The sequence below is a fragment of the Bacillus sp. ms-22 genome (assembly GCF_009759805.1).
Classification (GTDB): domain Bacteria; phylum Bacillota; class Bacilli; order Bacillales; family Bacillaceae; genus Bacillus; species Bacillus xiamenensis.
Map to the genome: position 1 here is coordinate 2,456,543 of NZ_CP046653.1, position 25,130 is coordinate 2,481,672.

Below are 25,130 nucleotides of genomic sequence, written 5' to 3' on the forward strand. Positions count from 1 at the left end.
TTGTGTGATTATACCATATCAAAAGCAGGTCATACACGGTCATTCAAAATGGTGATCGGTTAAGCCACTGTCCCCCATCCATCGTGATACAATCGCCATTAATATAAGATGCATGGTCTGATAATAAGAAACTCGCAAGCTCTGCAATTTCTTCTGGCGTGCCAAGTCTGCCGAGAGGCACACTATCTAAAGTTCTTTGTGCAGCCTCTTCAGATTCCCACAGTTTATCAGCACCGCCTGTTCTCTCAATTGGCCCTGGTGCGATAGCATTCACGCGAATTCGATATTGTTTTCCCCATTCCACCGCAAGCGTGCGGGTCAGTGATAGAACACCCGCCTTTGCTGCTGCTGAATGCGCCACACCTACACCAGCACCCCATGCATATGTGGCGACCATGTTAATCATACTCCCGCTTTTCTTTTGACGAATCCAATAATTGCCCACCGCGTGGCTGCAAAAAAATGTACCATTTAGCACAATATCAATGACCGCTTTCCATCCGTTTGGAGACAGCTTTTCCGCCGGAACCAAAAAGTTCCCCGCTGCGTTGTTGATAAGCGCATCCACACCGCCAAATGTATCTACCGCAAACTTCACCATTTGGTCAGCATCATCTGGATTTCGCACATCCATTTGGAAATAAGCGACAGAGCCGCCTTTCTGTTTGATTTCATTTGCGGTTGCTTCAAGCGTCTCTTCTGTTCTTCCAGTCATCACAACATTCCAGCCCCCAAGTGCCAAATGAGTGGCCATCGCCTTCCCCATTCCGCTTGATCCTCCTGTGACAATCACTGTTTGCTTCGTCATTTGTTCTCCCCCTTTGATGAATTTGAATGACTATTCATTCATTGTTTTTTCTATCATATCATGATTTCCCCTCCATGCACCATATGGGAGTTTGATCAAATATCATGCTATACTTAATTTTATTTTTAAAGGAGTCTTATCTTATATGAAGCAACTTTCACGTAGACAGTTTTTAAAAGGAGCAGCTGGAGTGAGTATTCTCGGTTTTTTGACCACGACCTTTGGGTATGGTTACGCGCGGTACATTGAGCCGCGCATGATCGATGCCGTATCACTGACCATTCATGATGCTCAGCTTCCAGCTTCATTTGATCAGTTTAAAATTGCGCAATTTAGTGATGTTCATTTAAGTGATACATTTCCCGCTGAAGATTTAGAGTCCATCGTCCAAAAGATCAATACTGAATCTCCGGATCTCATTGTGTTCACAGGTGACCTTGTTGATTTTCAGTCATCTATTGAAGAACATGAAAAAGCCAGAGCCTATTTGTCTAAGCTTGATGCTCCGTTTGGAAAGATGGCGATATGCGGAAATCATGACTACGGGCCATTTGGCATTGATGTATATGAGAAAACGATGGAAGCTTGCGGATTTACATTATGTAAAAATGAAGTGTTTCTTTTAGAAAAAGAAGGCGCGCACATTCAGCTCGCTACACTGGATGACCTCATGATGAATGTGCCTGATTACGACCTCATCAAACGGGAAGTTTCCTCTGACCTATTTACTTTACTGCTTGTACATGAGCCTGATGCCGCACTAGAGCTCAAAACAACACCGATTAACTTGCAGCTTTCAGGACATACGCATGGCGGTCAAATACAGCTTCCTTTCTATGGACCGATTCTCACAGCACCTTATGGGCATACATATGTCGAAGGGTTATACGGCAGCTATCAGCACCGTATCTATGTCAACCGTGGACTTGGGACAACCAGAATGCCGCTGCGATTTTTAGCCAAACCTGAGATCACCTTTCTCACCTTAACCTCTCGAGTGTAAACAGAAGCCAAATCGCCTTGATCAGCATATGTATAAATAAAGATCGTTCTCATGACAAATGTTAGGAGAAACCTTACTGGGCCTGATTCCGTCCATATTGTATATTGAATGACGGGCATCACGGCTTCTTTTATTTGAACAAAAGGAGTGTCCTTCGTGCTGCGATACACGGTGAAAAGTGGAGAAACACTTGCTTCTATAGCACTTGATTTCCGAACAACAACAGATGCCTTAAAGGCTGCAAACCCGTCACTTGAATCTCGTGAACCAGAACAAAATGAGATCATCATCATTCCCGGGCTGCCGGATCCAAGTACCATCCCTTACCGCATATCCGTTTCAATTTCAACGAAGCGTCTCGTTCTGTTTTCTGGATCACAACTCATACGCTCGTACCCGATTGCAACAGGAAGAATTTTAAATATGACCCCGACAGGCTCTTATTATATTGTCAACAGACAACCAAACCCAGGAGGTCCCTTTGGCGTCTATTGGCTGAGCCTTTCGAAAGTTCATTACGGCATCCACGGGACGAATAACCCGTCTTCAATTGGTAAAGCTGTGTCTAGAGGGTGCATTCGTATGTATAATCAGAATGTCCTCGAACTTGCTTCACTCGTTCCAAATGGAACACCTGTGACCATTAGCCAGTAGGAGAAATCAATTGTATGAATGGTTAAAATTTTATATGATAGAAAGTGGGATCTTCAGGTTAAGGAGCGTATTTATGGATATTTTTAAAAACAGAAATTTTGTTCGTCTCTTTTTTGCAGCACTTGCCTCGCAAATGGGGACAACAGTAGGCAATATGGCGTTTGCCTTTTATTTGCTCGACCATTTTAGTCATCAGCCCGCCTACGCCACATTGGCAGAGCTCATGTATTCACTGCCTACGGTCTTTGTCTTTTTTATGGTCGGTGTGGTCGCTGACCGTTTTGATCGTAAAAAAGTCGCAGAGAATTGTGATTGGATACGAGCTGGGCTGACAATCGTTTTATTTATCGTCATTTATTTTAATTCACTGCCGCTTATTTTCTTGATCTTGTTTATACGAAGTGCCATTACGAAGTTCTTCTATCCAGCTGAAGCCTCTCTCGTTCAGGCCATCTTAAATAAAGATCAATATGCAAAAGCAGCTGGTTTAAATCAAATGCTATTTAGTCTGTTTATGGTATTTGGTGTTGGTATAGGTGCCATTATGTATAAGACGATTGGACTTCATGGTGCTATTACCATTGATTTGGTCAGTTTTATTATTTCAGGTATTCTTATTCGATCATGCAACATTCCAATGGAAGCACGTCAGCCAAATGGACAAGCCGGCTGGAGAGGCATGACCATTAAAACTTCTCTGAAAGATTTTAAAGAAGGTATTCTTTATATTTTAAAAAATAAATTACTGGCTTCTTTAATTTTTGGCTTCTTTGTTTTCGGTCTAGTCAATGGCGCATTTGCCGTTCTTCCAATGTTTACGATGAAATACGGGCTTTCACCAGATCACTTTGAGCTGCATACATCCTTCTTTACAATTGCAATCGGTGCAGGGCTTCTTGTTGGAAGCTTATTGGGTTCTGTTCTTGCTAAAAAGGTAAAAATGCAATACCTCATGTCGATTCCAATTCTGGTTGCCGGCATTCTTATTTTTGTCCTTGGTTCTACCCATTCACTATGGTTATTTTATGTCACATCATTTGTCATTGGTACATGCATTGGTCCAGTCAACATTGTCATAGGAGGCTGGCTGCCGAGAATTGTCCATCCTCGCCTAATGGGCCGCGTATCAGGATGGGTTGATCCGCTCACCATGTTTGCACAATCAATGACGCTAGGTTTAATTGCCGTCCTATTTCCAAAGCTGATCACAAATGTTTCTTATATTTATTACGGAATGGGCATCATTATTTTACTCGTCTTCCTTTTTTACTTCATTACATTGCCGAAGTTCAGCAGAGAGGCTGCCGACTTAGACGTGCAGCGTGAATTAAAGGGCCAAGGAGTTCAATAAATATACCAATAAAGGATTTGCTTCTTGAGAACATCCTTTTATCATGATTGCGGCGTCCTTCACGTGAAGGGCGCTATTTTTCTGCTAATCGAAATGAGTCATTCTTTCACCGGCAAAAATGCTTAAAAAAAGATGAGCAAGCGCAGAACAGGACAAATGGGCAGACCATGTACTACATACACTATCCCCCAACACCCAAACCATCAAGGCGTTAGCATGCCTTTATTCGACAAACTTCATTTTCACATTGACTCTCACTTAGATTTCCATATCTCTTAACTCATTATGAAATAAAAGGAATATGTGTAAAATCAAAACATTTTCAACAAAAAACCTTTACATCTTTGGAAGTTTTATAGTAGGATAGTCAGGTTGGAGGTGAGGGGTATGCTAAAAAGTTATTATTTTATTCATACAAAAAATGATCATGGACAATACGTTGTACATACAGAAGACTGCGCATTTTTAGGTGATGCATCAAGCCGTACGTTGATTGGTCTGCACATGAATGGTGAAAGCGCCATGGAAGAAGCCAAAAAAATGACGAACGAAACAGATTTTAACGGTTGTTTTTATTGCGCTTATTCTTGTCATACGAAATAGTCCATGATTTTAAGCCATATGTTCGACCCTGTTGTCTTGCATATGGTCGATTTTATACGTGCAATGGATGAACAAATAAAACACATTGAGAAACTACCCATTTATTTAAATAGGTAGTTATCAAGGTATGATAGTTCACTTTGTGTATATTTATCAGCACTTACTCAGCTGATAAGGACAGCAAACAAATAAACGACTTTTGACATGCTCTCCCTCCCTTTTGCACCTACTACTTACACTCTGCCAATCTATTATTCTTTCCATCTGAAACAGCGAGATGAAGCATACTGACTGTTATATGATCGTGTTTCTTGCACTTGGAATCCAGCCACGTTTCAAAATCATCATATATGGCTTTTTACAATAACCCTATTTGCCATTTACTAATAAAAATCTAACAGTTTACCAAACATACGTTTCACATGACAACCTTCCTCTTATTCACTTAATTTTCACCTTTCTAAAGTCAACTATATGATAGGATTCTTTTGGGAGGAGTTTCAAAAGGACAGACGTAAAAGGAGCGTAAAATGAAAATGAATATAAACAAAATAAGATCATTCCTTTATAAAACATCAAAATACTTGGATGACGTCAACGCTGTTCAAAAAGGAACAATCGGAAAACGGATCATGCGACGGGCAGCAGGTAAAGCATCCAAGAAGCTAGTGAAAAAGATATTCAAATAAGATAGTCCAAGGTGGTGATTTCATGAATGATCTTGAGAGGAAGCTATACAGGATCATCTATAATATGAGTAAGTTTCCCACAATGGAGGACCTAAAAACTAAAAACCGGTAAAGACGAACAATCTATAAGAAAAGCCTTTAGAAATCTTATGTCACATGGGATAAAGAGAAAAAGGAATGGCTGTCCAAATAAAAAAGAAGCCCCCGAAAAGGGCTTTTTCTAATGGAATTTATCATAACCGATACTGGATGTATGACCTCTTATTGCTTCATCATGATTTTGTGTTAGTGCAAAATAACCGATTGCACCTAATGTTCCAACAATTATAATGCTTGCGATCAATGACTTAAATTTCATAAAGGCAATCGCTCCTTCTTATTAATCTTTGGAAATAAAGAATCTTCTCATAAAAATTCGACGCCTTGTCTTTATCTCCTACTTCGTTATACCTTCTAGCTGCATCTTTCGATAATTCTTCAAGAATTGCGTACATGACTTTTTCGGTTAAATATTCGATATCACTCAACACTTTATCATAATCATCTTTCACATAAAGCGCCTTATAGAATGTGAACACTTTAAGCATCACATCATCATTTAATTTTTCAGCCAATTCTATTCCCTGGTTAAGGGCGTATATGCCGAGATCGTTTTCCTTTTCATGAAAATATGATCTTACAAGCATACTTAAAGGATCAAGTATTCTGTTAAAATGCTCATAACCTCGTTCTTTAAAAGCGTTGATCGAATCATTAAAATATTTGATTGCATCAGCAATTTCATCGTTGTGGAAATAACTTAATCCCAAATTATATAGAGCTGATCCTTCTAATCTTTTGGTATCGCTTTCCGTTGCTTTTTCTAAGGCGTTTATAAAATGTGGTGAGGCTTTTTCGGGGCAACCCATATCAATATAATTTAATCCAATAACAAAAGAACACTGTATCTGCCTAACAGTATAAGTATCTTTTTCTTTGTAACAATCTATTGCTTGGGCGATATGGTGCATAGACATGTGGTTTTGTTTCATGTGGTAATAGATTTCAGCCATCTTGTAATTAAACTCGGCACGTTCAATATCGTCACTTACTAAGGATAATTTCTTTTCTGCTCGTTTGTAGAAGGTAATGGCGTTGAGGTATTCATAATTTTCAATTTCGTACATGCCGTAGAAAAAATTAAAATAATATTCAAGTAGTCCTGTTAACTTCTCTTGATCCTTTTTGATCTTCATTGCTAATTCTCTAAAGTTGGCACGCTCTTTTCCATTTTCCAATGGTTTCAAATAATCTAACATTAATTTATGTCGGAATTCCATGAGTGAGAAATATAACAATAAGTCCTGGTTTTCCTCCATATTATCGAGCAAAGATTTAATTTCTTCTTTATATGCTTCGGCATCCGGCACGTTAAATCTTTGAATATGGTAATACCATTCATTGATTTTCAAGCCGACATGAGAAGAAAGCACTTTCTCCATAGACTCTACCCCTTCCTTACTATCCCCTATAATGACATATATTATCATTTTCCGAATAATTCCACACCGAAAAGAAACCGCAATTTTCCACAAGAATTAATTATAATTAAATAGACACACAAAAAAATACAGTTCAAAAATATCATTCACCCTAAATGTGGTTTTTGTTACGATTTTTACAAATCTTGTAGAAAAGGTGATGTTCTTATATAAAAGACCTATAAGGGTTTAAGACATATTCCACTGGTTTTTCTCAAAATGTATTTTATAATTGAGACTTGAACAACAAGGTTTTCTAACATAATAAACAGTCTCTTTATTTATTTTTTCGGAGGCGAATAACATGACTTTCAGAAAAAAAATTATTCCTGTACTACTAAGCTCAACTCTATTAACTTCTGGTCTGGGTGCGACTGCTGTGTTTGCAGCAGAGCCAGCTAAGTCAACAACACCAGTACATACGAAGGTTTATAAAACTTCTTTACAACAAGCCGCAACAAATAACAGCACTAGCCCTATTCAGTCAAATGCTTTAACAACTCAAACAGCCGCAAACGGGGAAGTTTCTACTCAAGGGGCTGTTTCGTGGACATATAAAGCATTCCGAGGTGCTTTACGTTCTGGTGGGTGGTTACTATCAAAAGCATTGAAACCCTTTAATCCAAAGGCTGCTGCTTGGATCAGAAAGCATTCTGCTAAAATCGCAAAGGTAATGGATAAGGGGGAAAAATGGACTGAAAAACAATTTACAAAAGCTTTTACTAAAATGGGTGCGCCTAGAGATGTTGCTAAAACTTTGGCAAAATTCATCATTAATCTTCTTTAAATAAACAATAAGTGCTATTAGTTTTCTAATAGCGCTTTTTTATGGAGGGTATTCATGTCTTTTTCTTATGTGATTTCATTGACTTTTTTAGTGCTCCTTTTAGTGTCTATCATATTTTATACTTTTTTAAGAAAAAAAAACGTTGTAGATGAACCCCCTGGTGCTATTGTTGCCGTTTTACTTATTTTACTAATATGTTTTTCCCTTAGTTTCGTTATTGCTATTCCAACTTTCATGCTTTACCTAGTATCACTGGGAGTGAATTTTCTTTTCGGCGAATACATCACTTATGATTCATTTTTCTCTTTGGTGACCTTTTCGTTGTTAGTTAGCATCGTCGTGATTTTTTGGTCATTTATAGTTTTATTTATAGGGAAAGGAATCATTTTTTTGTTGAAGGTCCCAAAATGGATAACTTATATTTTAGAATTTTTTGCTTCGTGGGCTCTTATTTACTTTTCAATTAAATATGTACTAAATATGGAGATAATTGAAGTTTCTATATGGGGAAATGGCATATTAATTTTATCATTTTTTGTTAGCTTTTTATACATCGGTCTTGACATTATATCCTCTGCGCTGGATCAAAAAAATCAACAAATAGAAGAAGATCCCCCTATCCAATAATGGAGAAGGGGGTTGTTTATTTTATAGCTTTCATTTTCTGTAGTCTTATGTCTATAGTTGTTTATTTTAATAGCCTTACTAAAACAGCTTTAGTCTTTGGACCATAAATGCCATCAGCAGCAAGACCATGCATGAGCTGGAATCGTTTGACCGCATCCGCTGTTTTCGGTCCATAATAGCCGTCTATATCGTTATTTTTTACGACTTTATTAGGAAATATACGGCAGTCAGGGCTTCCTGTATGGCTTTTACCCCTGCCTCCTTTTTAAGAGGCTTTGTAACTTTTAAAATGCCTGTTGGCAAGCGACTTTTTAGCAGACTTGGATGGTGCTGCTTTTGTTGGTTTAATAATTGGCTTTTGATTTGTGTGAGCAAAGGCGACCCCGCAACAAGAACGGACTTACCGCCTTTACGTGACATGCTGATATATGCTTTTGTCAATCGTCTATATCCTGTTTCTTTGACTCGCCAAGCAAATATCATATAGACAATGAATTTTTGAAAGAGTGCTAATGACGTACATTCAAACATAAGGCAGATTTTCCTACGGATGGACGAGCGGCGACGATTATAAATTCTTGTCGCTGAAAACCCGACGTCATTCTGTCCAATTCAGTAAAACCACTAGGCATACCAGTTACATCACCTTTAGGCGTTTCTAACTCTTGATAGATTTCAACTAGGTCATTATTGATAGACCCGTCGTCGTCCGTGCCTGTCGCATCCTCTAAACTCATGAGAGAGCTTATACCCTCTTTTATAGTTTGACTCATATCGTCGCTATTAGAAGATACTTTTAGCAAGACGTCCACTTTCGCAATTTCTCACTTTTTCCAATACTGAATCATTAAATTTTCATAGAACGCTTGTTTTGCTGTAGTGATTGAGGCATTCATCAATTCAGTTAAGTATTTTCTCCCGCCGATCCCCTTTAGATTTTCTCGTCCCACATGCTCAATAACTGACACTATGTCAATAGGATCGCCGTTTTTATCCAGCTTTTGAAAGGCTTTGTAAATGCAATGGTGTAAAGAGTTAAAGCTTTCCTTAAGTCATCCTTTAAAAGAAGAAGATTACATATTCATTAGTCGGACAAATGAAAAACTAGATCACCTAACTCACATCATTATGCTGTAAGTTGCCGAGAATCAAAATCTAAAGAAAATGAGCGTTCATGTTTTAAGAGACACTCATGCGACTATACTGATAAGCAAAAGAAGACCAGTTAAAGTAATTGCTGATCGTCTATAAAATACCCTCAAATGATGAATGACATATATCGCTATCTTTCGAAGAAATATAAATAGAATCAGTTGAAGTTTTTGTAAAGGCTATGAATTTATCATTTGGGGGGATTCTAAAACATTAAATTTTTTAATCCCCCCCTAACTCTTTTATACCAAAGGTTTTCTTTTTACAATAACCCTATTTGCAATTTACTAATAAAAACGTATAATTTATACTAAGCACAGGAAGACGAAAGACAAAGGAGAGAAAAAATGGACGATTATGCTCATACTAAAGACATAGAACCTACAGCAGAAAACATCGCAAAAGCCATTTATACTGTTAACCGCCATGCTAAAACCGCACCAAATCCCAAGTTTCTTTATCTTTTAAAAAAACGTGCGCTGCAAAAACTATTGCAAGAAGGTAAAGGAAGAAAAGTGGGCCTACATTTCTCTAATAATCCCAAATATAGTCAACAACAGTCCGACGTGCTGATTGAAATTGGAGATTATTATTTTCATCTGCCACCAACCAAAGAAGACTTCGAATTTTTGCCACACTTAGGCAATTTAAATCAATCATATCGCAACCCAAAAGCGAATATGTCATTAAATCGAGCAAAACAAATACTTCAAACGTATGTCGGTTTAAAAGAAAAACCCGCCGCCACAAAACAAAAATCACATTATACAAAGCCCGTCTTCAAACGACTAGGAGAAAGTTATTTTTAAACAGAAAAAACCACTCAGAGCGAGTGGTTTTCTCTTTAGATAATAAACTGGTCTACCTTTTCAATCAACTGGTGAATTTCTGGTTTACTAATTTGATCATCTGCACCGATGGTTTCTCCTTTATGCCGCAGGTCTTCAGTGATTAAAGAAGAGAAAATGAGAATCGGGATGGACTGTGTCAAAGGATTGTCCTTGAGCAGTTTTGTTAATCGATGACCATCCATTTTTGGCATTTCGATATCTGTAATAATCATATCAATTTCATCTGTGACACTGATGCCTTTGCTGACAAGATCCATGACATGATCATATGCCTGTTTGCCATCCTCGAAGGTGACAATGTTTTTATAGCCTGCTTCGGTTAATTCATTCGTTAATAAACGCATGAGAAGCGGAGAATCTTCAACGACATAAAGCTTCTTCCCTGTTCTTCTCTCGTCTTTTTCACCGTCAAACATATGGTACGTATCCACTCCGGAAGCAGATTCAATATCATAAATGATTTTTTCGTAATCTGGAAGGAAAATCATTTTTCCATCAAGCTTAATGATCCCTGTTAAATGACGGTCCATTCCTTGATTGAGTGCAGTTGGCTTTTCAATCTCTTCCCAGCTGACGCGGTGAATTTGTGACACCGTTCCTGTGTGGAACACAAACTTCCGTTGGTTGAATTCAGTCACAATATATTTCTCTTGTTCTGACTGATCTGACTCGACATTAAAAAAGGAAAATAGATTGATGACTGGTAAAATCTCGCCTCGTAAACTAATCATACCTTCTACATCTTTATGAGAGTGCGGTACAACTGTCACCTCAACTGGCTGAATGATTTCTCTTACTTTCATGACATTAATGCCGAATTGATTTGAACCAATTTCAAACTTTACAATTTCCAATTCATTTGTACCAGAGTCAAGTAAAATTTCTTGTTTGTTTAAAGCCACTGAAATCCCTCTATTCTTCAATATAAGATTGTACTTTTTATATCGGCAGCATGGGTAAAAAGTTGACGTTTCTTTACGCTTTCTCTCGCACGAATTGATGAATGATAAGTCCTATGGCTGCAAGGATAAGTAAAGACCCCAGTGCAAGACGACTTGCGAGATTCCCGTGTTCTGCAAATAGCAGTGTGACAGAGCCATAAATGATAGGACCGACAATGGAAGACACCTTCCCCGAAAACGCAAAGAGGCCAAAGAATTGCCCTCGTTTTTCCTTAGGTGTCAGCTCGATAATCAGTATGCGCGATGCCCCCCAGCTTGCGCCAAGTGAAATCCCAAATAAACTGCCCGCTACCCAGAAGACCCATTCGGCCGAGGCTGTGACAGCTAAAATCAGTGCCACAATTAAAATGACATACACGACTGTAATCGATCGCTTTGCCCCGATGGCCTTTGTGATATATCCAAATAGAAAGGAGCCAATGATACTTGAAATCGTGGATACAAGATAAAGCAAAATAAATTGTCCAGCGGTAAAGCCAATGATGATTTTGGCATAGACAGCCATCATTGCAATCGCTGTCTGTAAGGCATCATTCATAAAAAAGAAGGCGATCATAAAAATAAAGGCCGGCTTGTATTGCTTCATCTCTTTAAACGTTTGAATAATCTCTTTATATCCGCTAAAAAAAGACGCCTTCTTCTCTTGCTGTGGCAGCGGATGAGGATCTTTCACAAAAAAGAGAAAGGGGAGAAAAAAGAGAAAGAATAAAAGTGCTGTCGGAATAAAAGCTTCATGAAACTGGTCATTTCCTACAAGTAAATAAACAGAAAGGCCAACAAGTGTACCTAAGTAGCCAACGGCAATACCGAAACCAGAAATAAGTGGTATTTCATCCTTTGTCCCAAGATCGGGCAAAATGGTGTCATAAAAAACAAGACTAGAGTGATAGAAAAATTTAGCGATGACAAACAAGGTAACCACTACTAATAAGGAGACAGGCAGACCAAACCATTCGCTTGAAAAATCAATCCCAGCAAAGATTCCCATCAAAATCGTACAGGCAATACAAATCAGGGTAAACACCGTAATATAACGCTTCTTTTTTCCCGTTCGATCAATCAGTACACCGTATAAAGGCGTAAAAATCACGAGAAAAAAGCTTGCGAGTGCATTCGCATACGAAATAAATGTACTGGCGATCTGGTCCATTCTCGCACTGTTCCCTATTGTTTCCTGCAAGTAGAACGGGAAGAAAATGGTGATCATATTGGATGAAAATATTGTATTTGCAAAATCATAAAGCGCCCAGGCCAGCACAGGTGCTGTTAAAAACAGTCCAAAGCCTGCCCCCTTTTTTTGAACGGTCTTTTTCTCTCTTCTCAATATACTTGACTCCCTTCCCTGCCTTATTTTTATCTATCATTCTACTTTATGTGACGTTTCCTTCTTCCATACAAGCGATCTATACAAAAAGCACCCCTTACAAAACAAAAGAGGTGCTTCTTTTCATTATTTCTTCACTACAATGGTACTTGCCATCAAATCGTGAAGTGCTTGTTTTTTTTCTGTGAAAAAGGCAATGATGTAGCCAATACATAAGATTGGAGACAAGAAGCCTTTTGCAAAAAATCGGCCTGTAGCGCGTCCGAATGTTACTTTTTCGCCTGTTACTTTTGTCACTTTGATCCCAAGAGCCATCTTACCAAGAGTTCCTTGCAGCTTTGATGTTTCCATCAACGCATAATAAAGCCAAGTCACTAAAATACCGATTAAGATCACTGCTGCGTAGAAAACGATAAGTCCCATAATGACTGCCCATTCTTCATCCGTCATCACGGTTGTCGAGTAGTAATAGCTGTCATCATACATCATAGCTGCTGCCTCAGGGCTTAAGACAAAAAAGAGTGTTGCCAAAATAAACATGATGATTGAATACGGTACACTGATAATGACCCCGTCCAAAAGATGAGCAAGAAAACGATAACCCACTCCTGCTAGTTCGGGATGCTTTTTTTCTTGAATGGGTGCTTCTGAAATGTTTGTTTCCATCCTATTTCTCCTTTATTATGTATGTTTTCTATAAATTTCTTATAATCATTCGTTATTATATCTGATGAATATAGCAAGATCAATGAAGCCTTACACTTTTACATGAATTTCAGATTAGTTTTTCAAGTTCCGTTTATATGAATAAATACTGAAAATTTGTGAAAATCATGGTATTTCTAGTTCTTTTACCTCCTGATTTTTTAACATTTTGTGATATTTTCGTTTTGCTTCGATTCTTCTGTTGACAATCACGTTTCACATGGTACAATAGTCAAGGATTTTTTAAAGAAAGGTGTTCATGATGGGAACTGTCGTACTATTAAAGAACAACGAAATGACTGTGATTGAAGATATTTGCGAAGCTGATTTTTTAGACATGAAGCATGGTTTGTCAGATGAAGACGCCGCTTATATCTCTTGGTATGAAGATTACGATACTGCTTATGGATATTGATTTCATTTCATAGATGAAACATAAAAAAAGGCGATTCAACCTGAGAGTAGGTTGATCGCCTTTTTTATGTTTGCGTGCTTCTTTCCGTTTCAGGTTCTACATGAATAAAGATTTGCGCATGTGGAAACTTCTGCTGAATGTTCTCTTCAATTCGATCACATAATTGATGAACATCTTCGATGGTTGTTTTCCCATGAACAATCAAATGGAAATCAATATATTCTTCTGCACCAGATCGTCTTGTTCGAAAGTCATGATATTCAATAAATTCTTGGCTGAATGTTTGAATAATATCCTCTATCGATTGTTCTTCCTCTGGTGTTAATCGTGCATCGACAAGCGGCGGGAAGGCTTCTTTCATGAGTTTAAACGCTTCACGCATAATAAAGAGGGCAAGAACCATTCCGATGATTGGATCAAGGAAATACCAGTCTGTTAATGCAACCAGTAATAAACTAAATGCCACCCCTAACGAAGTATAAACATCTGTTAAAAGATGCAGCGCATTCGATTTCATAGCAACAGAATGCACACGCTCTGCCTCTTTGTTCACGACTCTTGACACAACAAAATTGATGAGCGCTCCAATCAGCATGACCACAATGCCAAGTACAGGCAGTTTAACAGGCTCTGGATGCAATAATTTATGAACACATTCATATATGATCCAAATTCCAGCCACAAAGATCAACAAGGTCTCAATGGTACCAGAAATATTTTCAACTTTCCCATGACCATAAGGATGTTTGGCGTCTGCTGGCTTTCTTGAAATACGAACAGAGATAAATGCAATAAAAGAGGCCATTAAATCGAGAAAGGAATGAATGGCTTCTGATAAAACCGCAACAGATCCAGTTAACAGTCCTACAATGATTTTAAGGACCACAACAAACGTATTACTAATTACGGATAGAAAGGCTATTTTCGATGTCTTTGCTGATTGTTCCATCTATTATCGTCCTCCTTTAGGAGATCGTTTGTCTGTGAAGGCAATTCCCATGACTTGTTTCTAGCGTTCTTTCAGTTTATACCGTTTTGCCTTATTCTAATCATCTTAAGCAGAGCTGTATTTTCCGAGCAGGTTACGCTATAATAAATGTTGCTCTTTCTTCATATATCACTCATGCTGTGATGGATAGGAGAATAGACTACATATAACGATATCCGAAGCCTTTCCACAGGTGACATTTATGCAGTGAATGGTAAAATAGGATAAAAACATAAATTTTTAAGGTGATGAGAAATGGAGCATTTGCTGAATCCAAGAGTAAAGGATATTGAAATTTCAGGCATTCGAACATTTTCAAATCTCGTATCTTCATATGAGGATGTCGTTTCATTGACCATAGGTCAGCCCGATTTTTATACGCCGCATCATGTCAAAACAGCTGCCAAAACAGCGATTGACGAGAATTTCACCTCGTATACTCATAATGCTGGATTTTTAGAGCTAAGACAAGCGATCCAGCAATATATCAAGAAGAAAGTCCATCTTGATTATGATGCAGAGTCAGAAATCATTGTCACTACAGGTGCGAGTCAGGCAATTGATGCCGCGTTTCGGACCATTTTGACTGAGGGCGATGAGGTCATCCTGCCTGGCCCGGTTTACCCTGGCTATGAACCGATCATTCGAATGTGCGGCGCGGTGCCCGTGCATATCGACACAACGAATGCTGGCTTTAAATTAAATGCCAAGCTGATTGAGGAAGCATTAACGGAAAAGACAAAGTGTGTTGTCCTGCCGTATCCTTCAAATCCTACTGGTGTCACTCTGTTAGAGGAAGAACTGAAAGAAATTGCCCAGCTTCTTGAAGGAAAGGATATTTTTATTCTATCTGATGAAATTTATAGTGAGCTGACATTTGATCGGCCGCATCATTCCATTGCCTCTTTTTTAAAGGAACAGACGATTGTGATCAATGGGTTGTCAAAATCTCACAGCATGACCGGATGGAGAATCGGCTTTTTATTTGCTTCAGCTCCTATTGCTAAACATGTATTAAAAGTACATCAATATAACGTGTCTTGTGCCTCGGCTGTCTCACAAAAGGCGGCACTTGAAGCTGTAACAAATGGTGTGGATGATGCACTCATTATGCGAGAGCAATATAAGAAAAGACTCGATTATGTATATGATCGGCTCATTTCTATGGGGCTTCCGGTCATTAAGCCATCAGGCGCTTTTTATATTTTTCCATCCATTGAATCGTTTGGAATGAGTTCATTTGATTTTTGCATGGAGCTGTTAGAACGAACAAGACTTGCTGTCGTACCTGGTTCTGCTTTCTCTCCACTCGGCGAAGGATATGTGCGCCTTTCCTATGCATATTCACTTGAAACGCTAAAAGAAGGACTTGACCGTCTAGAACAATTTGTACTTGAAAAACGGGCCATACGCTCAACAGACGGATAAACAACGGCTCTCTTGCCGTTGTTTTTATTTTGCTGGAAACATGATGTGAAACACGGTCCCCTTCTCAGGCTGACTATCCACACGGATCGTCCCGTTGTGATTTTCTAAAATATTAAATGTCACCATAAGCCCTAGTCCTGTGCCTTTTTCTTTTGTGGTTAAAAAGGGCTCACCTATCCGCTTCATCACTGATTCAGGAATGCCGACCCCTTCGTCTTTAATCGTGACAAGTATTCCATCTCTTTCTGCTTTGGCCTTAATGTCTACCCTTCCTCCGTCCGGCATGGATTCTACGGCATTTTTGATTAAGTTGATAAACACCTGCTTGAGCTGATTTTGATCCCCATTCATCAGGAGATTCTCCTCGATATCACTTGTGTTCATCAAAATTCCATTTAAGTTGGCCTGTGTTTCCAGCAGAGCGGTGACTTCGCTAATGATTTTTTTCAAATCAAGCGTCTGCATTGATGCTGTTTGCTGCGGCTTGGCGAGCATTAACAGCTCACTTAAGATAATTTCAATTCGGCTCAGCTCAGAGAAGACAATCTCAAAATATTGATCACGGTCTTTTGTTTTTGGTTTAATCAGCTGTAAAAAGCCCTTGATCGCTGTTAACGGGTTCCTTATTTCATGTGCAATGCCCGCCGCCAATTGACCCGCAATTGATAATTTTTCAGAGCGCAGCATGAGTTCTTCTGTTTGTTTTCGTTCAGATATATCTCTTAAAATAATTTGAACAGCTGTTTCACCAAAAAATGTAGTCGGAATACAAACCATTTCTGTATAAATCAGCCGGTGTTTAAACGTATGGCAGCTCATCGTCACTATCTCAGAATCTGATGCTCTTTCAATAATACGAGATAAGCTCTTTTTGACTTTTTGCTGATCACATGAATGGATTTGATGAAAGATATCCTTTCCGATTAATTTATCGTAATGTTCGGCTTCAAATAATTTAATGCCCGATTCATTCATAAACACCCATTTATGATCATGGATGACCGCAATCGTATCAATTGAATTTTGGATAAGCAGCTGATACCGCTCTCTGCTTTTTTGAAGAACGGTTTGGAATTTTTTGCGCGATGAGATGTCCACTAAGAGCAAAAGCTCTGCCCGTTGATTTTGATAGATCGCAGGCGATGACTTCACCTCAATATGAACGGTACTCCCATCTTTTCGCTTCCATATTTGTTCAATCATTCCGACTGGAAGTCCTTGCTGAAGCCTTTTAATTCGGCTTTTGACAATGTCATGGTATTCCTCGGCAATAAAGTCAAACGCAGACTTGCCGATCATTTCATCTCTTGTGCATACACCCATTAATTCCAGCATCGCATCGTTCGCATATACAATTTTTCCAAGCGCCGTAATACATAACGGATTTGGCAGCATGGCAACCAAATGTTCTGCTTCACTGACATCTTGGAAATCCGGCAGACTGCCTAACGACTGTTCGGACACTTCTGTTTTTGTTTGAAATGCTGCTTTTTGTGGCTCTGCGTCCAGCACCCTCATTTTCAGGATCATTTCTCTACTTAATTCGTTGTTTAAACCATCACAAGCAACAAAATCAATGCTTGCTTCTACCCAAACAGCTGTAAGATCACTTCTAAGCAGTCTAAAGTGGCACATCTCTAGCATGTGCTGATTATAGAAATAGCTTTCGACGAGAAATTGATCTTCTGTATGAACAAAGTCTTTCAAAAAACATCCTAGTAAATCCTTTTGTTCATAAAGCAAAAGCTGCTTACAATTGGAAGAAATATAGAGAAAGCGGCCATTAGAAGAAAGAACGGCATGTAAGTCAATATTCGAGTACAGCTGATTCGAATCTTTCATTTTTTGTTCCATCGTCGTCCGACCCTCCTTTTATTTTTTTAGGGTTGTCCTTAGTTTGATGTATAAAAAGGATTCGCTAGAAAAACCGTATTTTCCTTCCAAACTCGTGTGAAACGTCCATATTTTCAGCAAAAAGGGAGCACTTTCTCTAGCTGTGCTCCCTGCTGTTTATTCTTTTTCATATTTCTTTTGTAGTTCAACGTACTTATCAACAATTTTACTCGGAATGGTTTTGATCACAGGATCTTTATCGGTTACATAAGGTGTCACGACACTAAAAGCTACCTTTGGATTAGAAGAAGGATAGTATCCGCCAAAGGTTAAGTTGTACGTGGCATTTCCCCACCAGCTGCGGTTAGCGCCATAGTAGAAGGTTTGGGCTGTACCCGTTTTTCCTGCGACATCATGATGACCAAACCGTCCAGCAGCAGTCCCGCCAGCAGATGTCACCATTTTCAATCCCATTTTAACGCGGTCAATATCTGCTTTTGAGTTGTTAATGGTGTTCAGCACCTTCGGCTCATATTTTTTCACAACAGGGCCTACTTCTTCCTTATTCGTTGGAAGGTGAACGCTTTTCACCACTCTTGGCTGAACGCGGTTGCCTCCATTGGCGATGGTTGACATGTATTGTGCGACTTGAAGCGGTGTATACGTGTCATACTGGCCAATCGCTTCATCAAGCAAGAGTCCGCCAACTGTCTTAGGATGCGTCTGCATTCCGCTTGATTCCTGCGGCAAGTCGATCCCTGTTTTCACGCCAAGGCCGAATTGCGCATAGTAGTTTCTCATTTTTTGTAAGTGTTCAGGTCTTGCTGGCAATGGTCCATTCTTTTGGTAGGTGATACCTGCCATTCTCATCGCTACATGGAACATATAGACGTTTGAACTTTTTTGGAGCGCTCGTAGATCATTAACCCATCCAAGATTGTTGTATGATTTCTTTGGTTTTCCATTTCCTGCAAAGTAGAGCGGTGTATCCATATAGGATTGATTGTGTGACATCCCGTCCTGATAGCCAGAGAGGACAGTGGCTCCTTTGACAACAGAGCCCATTTCGTACTGGGTGGTAAATGTTCCAATCGCATAATCGGTGACATCTCTGCCGTCCATTTTCTTTCCTGACATGGCGAGAATATCGCCTGTGTTCGGGTCCATCATCACAACAAATGCCCGGTCCATCATATAGTTTCTTGCACTAGCGGATCTCAGCTCTGATTCAACGATCTTGTCGACTTCCTTTTGCAGTTCCATATCAAATGTCAGTGCAAGATCATATCCTCTTCGCCCTTCTGTCCGCTTGATTTCATCAAGCAGCTTTCCGCCGACCTGTGTATATTGGACGGTTGCTTTTTCTGGATTTAAGAAATCCTCATATTGATATTCTAAATAGCTCTTTCCTACCCGGTCATTTCGCGAGTAGCCTCTTGCCATATAGTAATCTTCACGTTCTTTTATAATCCCTTGCTCTGGTGTCGTCACACCGCCAAGGACATTATAAAGGGTTTTTTCATACGGATATTTTCTTGTCCAGTCATTGATGACATTGACACCAGGCAGTTCATCGAGATGCTCTGACACAAGTGAGATTTCTTCATATGTCAAACTCACTGATGATGTCTGTTTTGATTCTTTTGTTTCATCGAGTAAAGCAACTTTTTCGTCCCTTTTTTTCTTTTCGTTTGGGTCCATTGCTTTAACAATTTGCGGCTCAAAGGCATATCCGCCTGTAAATCTTCGGTAGATGGCTGCAACCGCTTTTTCGGTCGCATCGTTTTCAATGGCCTTTACTTCTTTCTTTGGCACACGCTCCACTTGAAGCGGATAGACGTCTTTTGCATGAATATCCTTTTTTTCTGCCTTTGAAATAAGCTTCTCTGCTTCTTCCGGGTGGCTGGCCAGCCAAAAATCCCGAATGTCGCGCTCTCTCAAAAAGTCAGTATCCATTTTTATATAAGTCGCAAGTTTTCTTGCTACCTTAATCTTATCCTCCGCTTTCACACCGGTTTCTGATGTATAAACGATGGCAGGTACACTTTCGTTATCAACGACGACTCTTCCTCTCGTGTCATACATTTTTCCTCTTGGAGACGGGTATGATGCTGTTTTGACCTCTGTTCGATTTGCTTGCTTTTTATAATCCTCACCATTGACGATCTGCAGCACACCAAGCTTGATCACAAGTCCAGCAAATAAACTAAATACAGCGAAGAAAAAGAGATTAATTCTCCAGGCGTTCCGGCGCTTGATTTTTTTCTGCTCGGCAGCACCTTGATGCTGTTTCTCTCCCACTTATGTAAGCTCCTCTCATCCTTTCAATCTTTTACAATTACCACTCATTATTGTAACACTTTTGTAATAGTTGTTACAGCGAAACCAGTGAAAAAAAGCTGTCAATCCCTATTATGCAAAAAAATATACTAACACTTTAAAATATTGGAATGTTTATGTCGTTTTCATTAAATGGAAGAATTCTCTATCCATTGATATCAAGAGACTCTTTCTATGATTTTAACAAAAATGACAAACACACTTTGTCAATGGAGGATGCTGGTACGTTTTTAACAAAAAGTCCATGTTATGATTTTCTGTGAGAAAACAAAACAAAGATTTTAGGAGGAGTTACAAGATGAAGAAGAAATCATTCTTTTTTTCAGCGCTAACAGCTGCTGCATTGATCACGTTCACTGGAGGACATTCGGCTGATGCGAAGGAGCTTAACCTGAAACAAGTGATAAACGTACAGCATCAAGCCATTGATCTTCATACATTAGCTGCAAAATTACATATCTCTTCAGATGTAAACAAGCTAAGCAAGTCTGACCAAAAAGAGATCGAAGCTCTATTAAACAAGCTGATCAAAAGCGGTCAACCTGTTACTGGTACAAAAGTGGTCAAAGAAGTCAACAAAGCAAAAAATGAACAAAAACAAGAATCAGTGAAAAAACCAGCTGCTTCTAAACCAAGCACTCCAGCAAAACAAAACACAACGAACAACAGCAGCACAAAAGCGGATCAAAAAGACACAACTGCAACAAAAGCGGACAGCAGCTTAAATGCATTTGAACAAGAAGTCGTTGAGTTAACAAACAAAGAGCGTGCAAAACAAGGGTTAAAGGCGCTTTCTGTCGATTCAGCATTAAGCAAATCGGCTCGTGCTAAATCACAAGATATGAAAGATAAAAACTATTTCTCTCATACAAGCCCGACTTACGGATCTCCATTCGATCAAATGAAGACATTCGGTATCACGTACAAAACAGCAGGTGAAAACATTGCCCAAGGCCAGAAATCACCTCAAGAAGTGGTCACAGCTTGGATGAACAGTGAAGGCCACAGAGCGAACATTTTAAACAAAAATTATACACATATCGGTGTTGGTTATGTGAAATCTGGTAACTACTGGACGCAGCAATTCATCGGAAAATAATCATAAAAAAAGCCTGTCCCTACATGGGACAGGTCAGATTGTGGACAAAGGGCTAAAATGAACTTTATTTTAGTCCTTTGTCTTCTTTTCAGCGTGACGTGAAAACCTTTGCAGTCTAGGAAGGACGAGTACCGGCGCGGAACGAATTTAACATTCGTGAGCACCGGCACGCAGGACTGCGGGAGAATGCGAGGGTTTGTCTACACGCTGGCCTGTCCCTACATGGGACAGATTTTTTATTTCACCCATAATTTATAAATGCTCTGTGTTCCGCTGTTTTCTTCGCCTTCTTCACGAAGCCTTTCATAAAGAGATTTTGCAAGTGACAAACCTGGCATCTCTTGTCCCATCAACTCTGCTTCCTCGAGTGCAATGCCCATATCCTTAATAAAATGCTTCACATAAAAACCTGGCTCGAAATCACCTTTCAGCATTCTTGGCGCAAGGTTTGACAAAGACCAGCTGCCAGCCGCTCCTGTTGTGATGCTTTTAAGTACCTGCTCTGGATCAAGCCCTGATTTTTCCGCATAGGCCATTGCCTCTGCGACACCTACCATACCTGCTGCGATAGCGATTTGGTTACACATTTTTGTATGCTGACCACTTCCTGCTGGTCCTTGGTATTGAATGTTTTCGCCCATTTGCTGAAATAGCGGCAGGCACGCTTCATAGGCTGCTTTTTCTCCGCCAATCATAATGGCCAGCGTGCCATTTTTGGCTCCTATGTCTCCGCCAGAAACCGGCGCATCTAACGCAAATAATCCTTTTTCCTTCGCTTTCTCTGCAATCTCTTTGGCCAGCTGAGGCTTCGATGTGGTCATATCAATGAGATAGGTACCAGGCGCAGCATGTGCCACAAGCCCATCTTCCCCTAAATACACATCTTCCACATCTGATGGATATCCGACCATTGTGATGACAGCATCCGCATTTTTGGCGATATCCTTTACTGACGATTTCCATGCAGCGCCTTTTTGAACCAATGCGTCTGCCTTTGCTTTTGTTCTTGTATAAACGAGAACCTCATAGCCTGCATCCATTAAATGCCCTGCCATACTATGTCCCATTACACCGATTCCAATAAAACCAACTGTTTTGATTTGTGTCATCACGTCTTCCTCCTTAAAGAGACTTTGTCAATCCACCATCAATGATAAGTGTTTGACCTGTCATATATGTATTGGCTTCAGATAAAAGAAAAGCCGCATATGTCGCAAATTCCTCTGGCTGTCCGTAACGGCCAAGCGGTATCGCACGCTCTGCCTGTGCTTTGATCTCTTCAATCGATTGGTTCTCCGTTTGTGCACGGTACTTGTCCAACTGTTTGACGCGTTCTGTTTCAATTTTCCCAGGACCTAAGGTATTGATCAAAATGCCATCTTTGGCAAGCTCCTGGGCGGCTGCTTTTGTCCAGCCGGCAATTGCCGGTCTGAATGTATTCGACAGCATCAAGCATGGGATCGGTTCTTTGACCGACATAGATGCAATATTTAACACTCGTGCACCTCGTTTTTTCAAATAAGGTAGGGCTTCTTTTAATAGCCGGATATAGCTGAGTAAATGAAGCTGAAATGATTCCATCCAATCTTCATCCGTTAAGGTTTCAAGCGTACCTGTTTGAGGGCCGCCTGTATTGTTCACAAGAATATCAAGACATTTTTCATCACCAGCTGCTGCTGTAACAAGCGCTTTAATTTGCTCGGCGTCAGATACATCACATACTTGATAAGTGAAATGCCCTCTTACAAGTGGGGACAATTCTTTGACTGTTTCTTTTAGCGTCTGCTCATGCCTTCCCGAAAGCATCACATCTGCTCCCTCTTTTGCTAAAGCAAAGGCAATGGCTTTTCCAATTCCTTGACTGCTTGCTGCAACCAGTGCTTTTTTTCCTGATAGATTGACATCCATGTTGGCACCTCCTCTTTTCACATTTTATCACACAAAAAGAACCTTGCTCATACCAAGGTTCTTTTCCGTTCTATTACAGCTTAAACCGATCGATTGCCTGACGCAGCGCTTGACTCGATTCGTTCAGCATTTCTGTTGATGTTCTCGTTCTTTCTAAAGCTTGTACTTGTTCGTCTGTCGAAGCATGCACTTCTTCAGCTGAAGCCGCAGATTCTTCTGAAATTGCAGCAATACTTTGAATGGAGTCATTCATTTTTTGCTGTTCTTCAGTCATTTCATTGATTTGTGTATGAATGCTGTCAATAGAGCCGACAAGTGATTGCATTTCCATTGTGATGCTGCTGAGTGCCTCACCTGTCGCGTTGATCGCATCACCTTGTTCCTCATTCATTTTGCTCGCTGCTGTCATGGCTTCAGCGGCTTTCTTCGATTCATCTTGAATGAGTTTGACGGTTTCACTAATGTGTTTTGTTGATTGCGCAGATTGTTCGGCAAGCTTTCTTACTTCTTCTGCGACAACAGCAAAGCCTCGCCCGCTTTCTCCTGCTCTCGCTGCTTCAATGCTTGCATTCAGTGCAAGTAAGTTCGTTTGATCTGAGATTTCAGAGATCGCCGTTACGACGTTTTCAATATTTTTCGTTTTATGCTCAAGGTCAAGCAGCATTTGCTCTACCTTCTTCGACTCTTCATTTGCTTGTGTTGATTTTTGGACGAGCAGACCAAGAGCGTCAAGTCCTCTATAGCTTGCATCTTCCGAAGATTTTGAGTTGGTCTGCATTTGCGAAGCAAGCTCACCCATATGACGAACTTTTTCATACAAATGCTCTGATTTCTCATTAATGGTTTCAGCTTCTGATGCCTGCTTAGTCGCCCCTGCCGCTACCTCTTGAATGGCAGTTGCAATCTGTTCACTAGATAGCAAGGTCTCGTTTGAAATTTGCGTCACTTCATCAGCTGATTTCATCACCTGATCTGAAGCACCTTTCACTTTTTCAATCAACTCTCTGATTCCCTCTGTCATTTGATTAAAGTTCTTCGTGAGGAAACCTATCTCATCCTTGGACTTCGTTTCAAGCGAGCTCGTTAAATCGCCTTCAGACACTTTACGAACATGCTCGATAAGCCGTTTAATTGGTGTTGTAATGCTTCTAGCCAATAAAAAGCTTAGAATCATGGCCAGTATAATAGCAATGATAGATATGATGATACTTGTCTGATTCATCTGTTCTGTAATCCAAAGCAGTTTCTTTTTCTCAAAGCTAACCCCTATTGTCCAACTCGCTTCTTTTATTTTAGAGATGACCGTTAGTTCATTTTTATCATCAATGCCTGAATTGTCGATTGCCTTTTTCACAGAAGTGACTTTTGAGATATTTTTCCCCTGTGCTGTTGGATGTGCCAAAATCGTCCCTGTACCGTCAACTAAGAAGGCGGTACCCATGTAAGGAATCTTTTGATCATTGATATAGGACTGAATGGAAGACAGTTTCAAGTCTAATCCAGCAACTCCTAGGACCTTTCCATTTCGTACGATCGCCTTCGTAGCTGAGACGACCATTTCATTTGTTGCTTTATCAATATATGGATCTGTCCATAAAACCTCATCAGGCTTTTCAGCCGATTGAATAAACCAATCTCGTTTAGATGGGTCATATCCTTCACCAAAGTCAGACTCCGGGAAGGCAAACATTTTGCCATCTGTTGTTCCAATATAGGCAAGTGAAATGAGGTCGTCCTGCTCCTGCAAGCCTTTTAATTCATCGTTTTCAAATGCCAGTGTTTGCTTTGTTTGTTTCTGTACAAAATCCTTAGTAAGTGTACTTGTTGCCAGTTTGTTAATTGCATCACCGTAATTATCAAGCTTTAGTGCTATGATGTCTCTCATGCTTTCTGCCGTTGCTGCTGTGGTTGTTTTTGCATCTCGTTCAATGAGTGGTCTTAATACGACATTGGAACCTACTTGAACCGCAATGACAGTTAAAATTAATATAACTGAGATAAATACAGCTATCCTCATTTGAAGTTTTTTAAACATCTCATCACCCCTACATCCTACTTTCGCATCTTACTGTCTATATCGGCA

The 25,130-nt window shown here is 39.8% G+C and carries 23 protein-coding genes and 3 pseudogenes; 11 read left to right on the forward strand and 15 right to left on the reverse strand.

Annotated features, from left to right (window positions below; genetic code table 11):
* Positions 1-43 precede the first annotated feature (43 nt).
* Complete coding sequence (gene fadH / locus GPA07_RS12785) at positions 44-808, reverse strand: 2,4-dienoyl-CoA reductase (protein ID WP_008356896.1); 765 nt, start codon at positions 806-808, stop codon at positions 44-46.
* A gap of 145 nt (positions 809-953) precedes the next feature.
* Here fadH and GPA07_RS12790 point away from each other — a divergent pair, with 145 nt between their 5' ends.
* From GPA07_RS12790 to GPA07_RS12810, 5 genes are all read left to right on the forward strand, one after another.
* Positions 954-1,811 (forward strand): metallophosphoesterase, encoded by an 858-nt coding sequence (locus GPA07_RS12790; protein ID WP_008356893.1) that lies wholly within the window; start codon positions 954-956, stop codon positions 1,809-1,811.
* Positions 1,812-1,967: 156 nt separating this feature from the next.
* On the forward strand, positions 1,968-2,465 hold the full coding sequence (locus tag GPA07_RS12795) for a L,D-transpeptidase family protein (RefSeq protein ID WP_008356892.1): 498 nt from the start codon (positions 1,968-1,970) through the stop codon (positions 2,463-2,465).
* Between the two features lie 73 nt (positions 2,466-2,538).
* The gene (locus tag GPA07_RS12800) at positions 2,539-3,816 is read left to right on the forward strand and encodes an MFS transporter (RefSeq protein WP_008356889.1); all 1,278 of its coding nucleotides are present in this window, start codon (positions 2,539-2,541) and stop codon (positions 3,814-3,816) included.
* 387 nt (positions 3,817-4,203) lie between these two features.
* Positions 4,204-4,419, forward strand: a complete 216-nt coding sequence (locus GPA07_RS12805; protein ID WP_157292633.1) for a hypothetical protein — start codon at positions 4,204-4,206, stop codon at positions 4,417-4,419.
* A gap of 530 nt (positions 4,420-4,949) precedes the next feature.
* The gene (locus GPA07_RS12810) at positions 4,950-5,108 is read left to right on the forward strand and encodes a hypothetical protein (RefSeq protein ID WP_157292634.1); all 159 of its coding nucleotides are present in this window, start codon (positions 4,950-4,952) and stop codon (positions 5,106-5,108) included.
* Positions 5,109-5,455: 347 nt separating this feature from the next.
* Here the strand turns inward: GPA07_RS12810 and GPA07_RS12815 are convergent, their stop codons facing one another.
* Positions 5,456-6,589: a Rap family tetratricopeptide repeat protein gene (locus GPA07_RS12815; protein WP_157292637.1), complete on the reverse strand. Its 1,134-nt coding sequence runs from the start codon at positions 6,587-6,589 to the stop codon at positions 5,456-5,458.
* Positions 6,590-6,932: 343 nt separating this feature from the next.
* Here GPA07_RS12815 and GPA07_RS12820 point away from each other — a divergent pair, with 343 nt between their 5' ends.
* Together GPA07_RS12820 and GPA07_RS12825 are read left to right on the forward strand one after the other, a co-directional pair.
* Positions 6,933-7,415, forward strand: a complete 483-nt coding sequence (locus GPA07_RS12820) for a hypothetical protein (RefSeq protein ID WP_008356882.1) — start codon at positions 6,933-6,935, stop codon at positions 7,413-7,415.
* Between the two features lie 54 nt (positions 7,416-7,469).
* On the forward strand, positions 7,470-8,042 hold the full coding sequence (locus tag GPA07_RS12825) for a hypothetical protein (protein ID WP_157292639.1): 573 nt from the start codon (positions 7,470-7,472) through the stop codon (positions 8,040-8,042).
* Positions 8,043-8,103: 61 nt separating this feature from the next.
* Here GPA07_RS12825 and GPA07_RS12830 read toward each other — a convergent pair.
* The 4 genes and pseudogenes from GPA07_RS12830 to GPA07_RS19165 form a co-directional block, all read right to left on the reverse strand.
* Positions 8,104-8,345, reverse strand: a pseudogene (locus GPA07_RS12830) (peptidoglycan-binding domain-containing protein); the annotation flags it as partial.
* 114 nt (positions 8,346-8,459) lie between these two features.
* Positions 8,460-8,573 (reverse strand): annotated as a pseudogene (locus GPA07_RS19060) (hypothetical protein); the annotation flags it as partial.
* Positions 8,561-8,698: pseudogene (locus tag GPA07_RS19160) on the reverse strand (DnaB-like helicase C-terminal domain-containing protein); the annotation flags it as partial. The pseudogenes GPA07_RS19160 and GPA07_RS19060, both read right to left, overlap by 13 nt.
* A gap of 168 nt (positions 8,699-8,866) precedes the next feature.
* Complete coding sequence (locus tag GPA07_RS19165) at positions 8,867-9,061, reverse strand: DnaB-like helicase N-terminal domain-containing protein (protein WP_082194731.1); 195 nt, start codon at positions 9,059-9,061, stop codon at positions 8,867-8,869.
* Positions 9,062-9,541: 480 nt separating this feature from the next.
* Here GPA07_RS19165 and GPA07_RS12845 point away from each other — a divergent pair, with 480 nt between their 5' ends.
* Positions 9,542-10,003, forward strand: coding sequence for a YkyB family protein (locus GPA07_RS12845; protein ID WP_008356877.1), 462 nt, complete (start codon positions 9,542-9,544; stop codon positions 10,001-10,003).
* Positions 10,004-10,038: 35 nt separating this feature from the next.
* On the opposite strand, the gene GPA07_RS12850 is transcribed toward GPA07_RS12845, so the two are convergent.
* From GPA07_RS12850 to GPA07_RS12860, 3 genes are all read right to left on the reverse strand, one after another.
* The gene (locus GPA07_RS12850; RefSeq protein ID WP_157292640.1) at positions 10,039-10,947 is read right to left on the reverse strand and encodes a chemotaxis protein; all 909 of its coding nucleotides are present in this window, start codon (positions 10,945-10,947) and stop codon (positions 10,039-10,041) included.
* Positions 10,948-11,020: 73 nt separating this feature from the next.
* Positions 11,021-12,331 carry an MFS transporter gene (locus tag GPA07_RS12855; protein ID WP_157292642.1) on the reverse strand — a complete coding sequence of 437 codons (1,311 nt, stop codon included), beginning with the start codon at positions 12,329-12,331 and terminating at the stop codon, positions 11,021-11,023.
* A 126-nt stretch (positions 12,332-12,457) separates the two neighbouring features.
* Positions 12,458-12,997, reverse strand: coding sequence for an RDD family protein (locus GPA07_RS12860; RefSeq protein WP_157292643.1), 540 nt, complete (start codon positions 12,995-12,997; stop codon positions 12,458-12,460).
* A 301-nt stretch (positions 12,998-13,298) separates the two neighbouring features.
* Between GPA07_RS12860 and GPA07_RS18660 the strand changes: the two genes are divergently transcribed.
* Positions 13,299-13,451: a hypothetical protein gene (locus tag GPA07_RS18660; protein WP_008356868.1), complete on the forward strand. Its 153-nt coding sequence runs from the start codon at positions 13,299-13,301 to the stop codon at positions 13,449-13,451.
* 64 nt (positions 13,452-13,515) lie between these two features.
* On the opposite strand, the gene GPA07_RS12865 is transcribed toward GPA07_RS18660, so the two are convergent.
* Positions 13,516-14,400, reverse strand: coding sequence for a cation diffusion facilitator family transporter (locus GPA07_RS12865; protein WP_008356865.1), 885 nt, complete (start codon positions 14,398-14,400; stop codon positions 13,516-13,518).
* 294 nt (positions 14,401-14,694) lie between these two features.
* Here GPA07_RS12865 and GPA07_RS12870 point away from each other — a divergent pair, with 294 nt between their 5' ends.
* Positions 14,695-15,867 carry an aminotransferase A gene (locus GPA07_RS12870; RefSeq protein ID WP_008356863.1) on the forward strand — a complete coding sequence of 391 codons (1,173 nt, stop codon included), beginning with the start codon at positions 14,695-14,697 and terminating at the stop codon, positions 15,865-15,867.
* 24 nt (positions 15,868-15,891) lie between these two features.
* Here the strand turns inward: GPA07_RS12870 and GPA07_RS12875 are convergent, their stop codons facing one another.
* Positions 15,892-17,721, reverse strand: a complete 1,830-nt coding sequence (locus tag GPA07_RS12875; RefSeq protein WP_157292644.1) for a PAS domain-containing sensor histidine kinase — start codon at positions 17,719-17,721, stop codon at positions 15,892-15,894.
* 156 nt (positions 17,722-17,877) lie between these two features.
* Positions 17,878-20,001 carry a peptidoglycan D,D-transpeptidase FtsI family protein gene (locus GPA07_RS12880; RefSeq protein WP_157292645.1) on the reverse strand — a complete coding sequence of 708 codons (2,124 nt, stop codon included), beginning with the start codon at positions 19,999-20,001 and terminating at the stop codon, positions 17,878-17,880.
* Between the two features lie 337 nt (positions 20,002-20,338).
* Between GPA07_RS12880 and GPA07_RS12885 the strand changes: the two genes are divergently transcribed.
* Entirely contained in the window at positions 20,339-21,139 is an 801-nt protein-coding gene (locus GPA07_RS12885; protein WP_008356857.1) for a CAP domain-containing protein, read from the forward strand.
* A 236-nt stretch (positions 21,140-21,375) separates the two neighbouring features.
* Here the strand turns inward: GPA07_RS12885 and GPA07_RS12890 are convergent, their stop codons facing one another.
* The 3 genes from GPA07_RS12890 to GPA07_RS12900 all read right to left on the reverse strand — a co-directional run bounded on the left by GPA07_RS12890 (position 21,376) and on the right by GPA07_RS12900 (position 25,082).
* Positions 21,376-22,248 (reverse strand): NAD(P)-dependent oxidoreductase, encoded by an 873-nt coding sequence (locus GPA07_RS12890; RefSeq protein WP_008361186.1) that lies wholly within the window; start codon positions 22,246-22,248, stop codon positions 21,376-21,378.
* Between the two features lie 13 nt (positions 22,249-22,261).
* Positions 22,262-23,047: an SDR family oxidoreductase gene (locus GPA07_RS12895; RefSeq protein WP_008361185.1), complete on the reverse strand. Its 786-nt coding sequence runs from the start codon at positions 23,045-23,047 to the stop codon at positions 22,262-22,264.
* A gap of 73 nt (positions 23,048-23,120) precedes the next feature.
* A complete protein-coding gene (locus GPA07_RS12900) occupies positions 23,121-25,082 on the reverse strand; it encodes a methyl-accepting chemotaxis protein (RefSeq protein ID WP_008361183.1) in 1,962 nt (653 codons plus the stop codon).
* Positions 25,083-25,130: the final 48 nt, after the last annotated feature.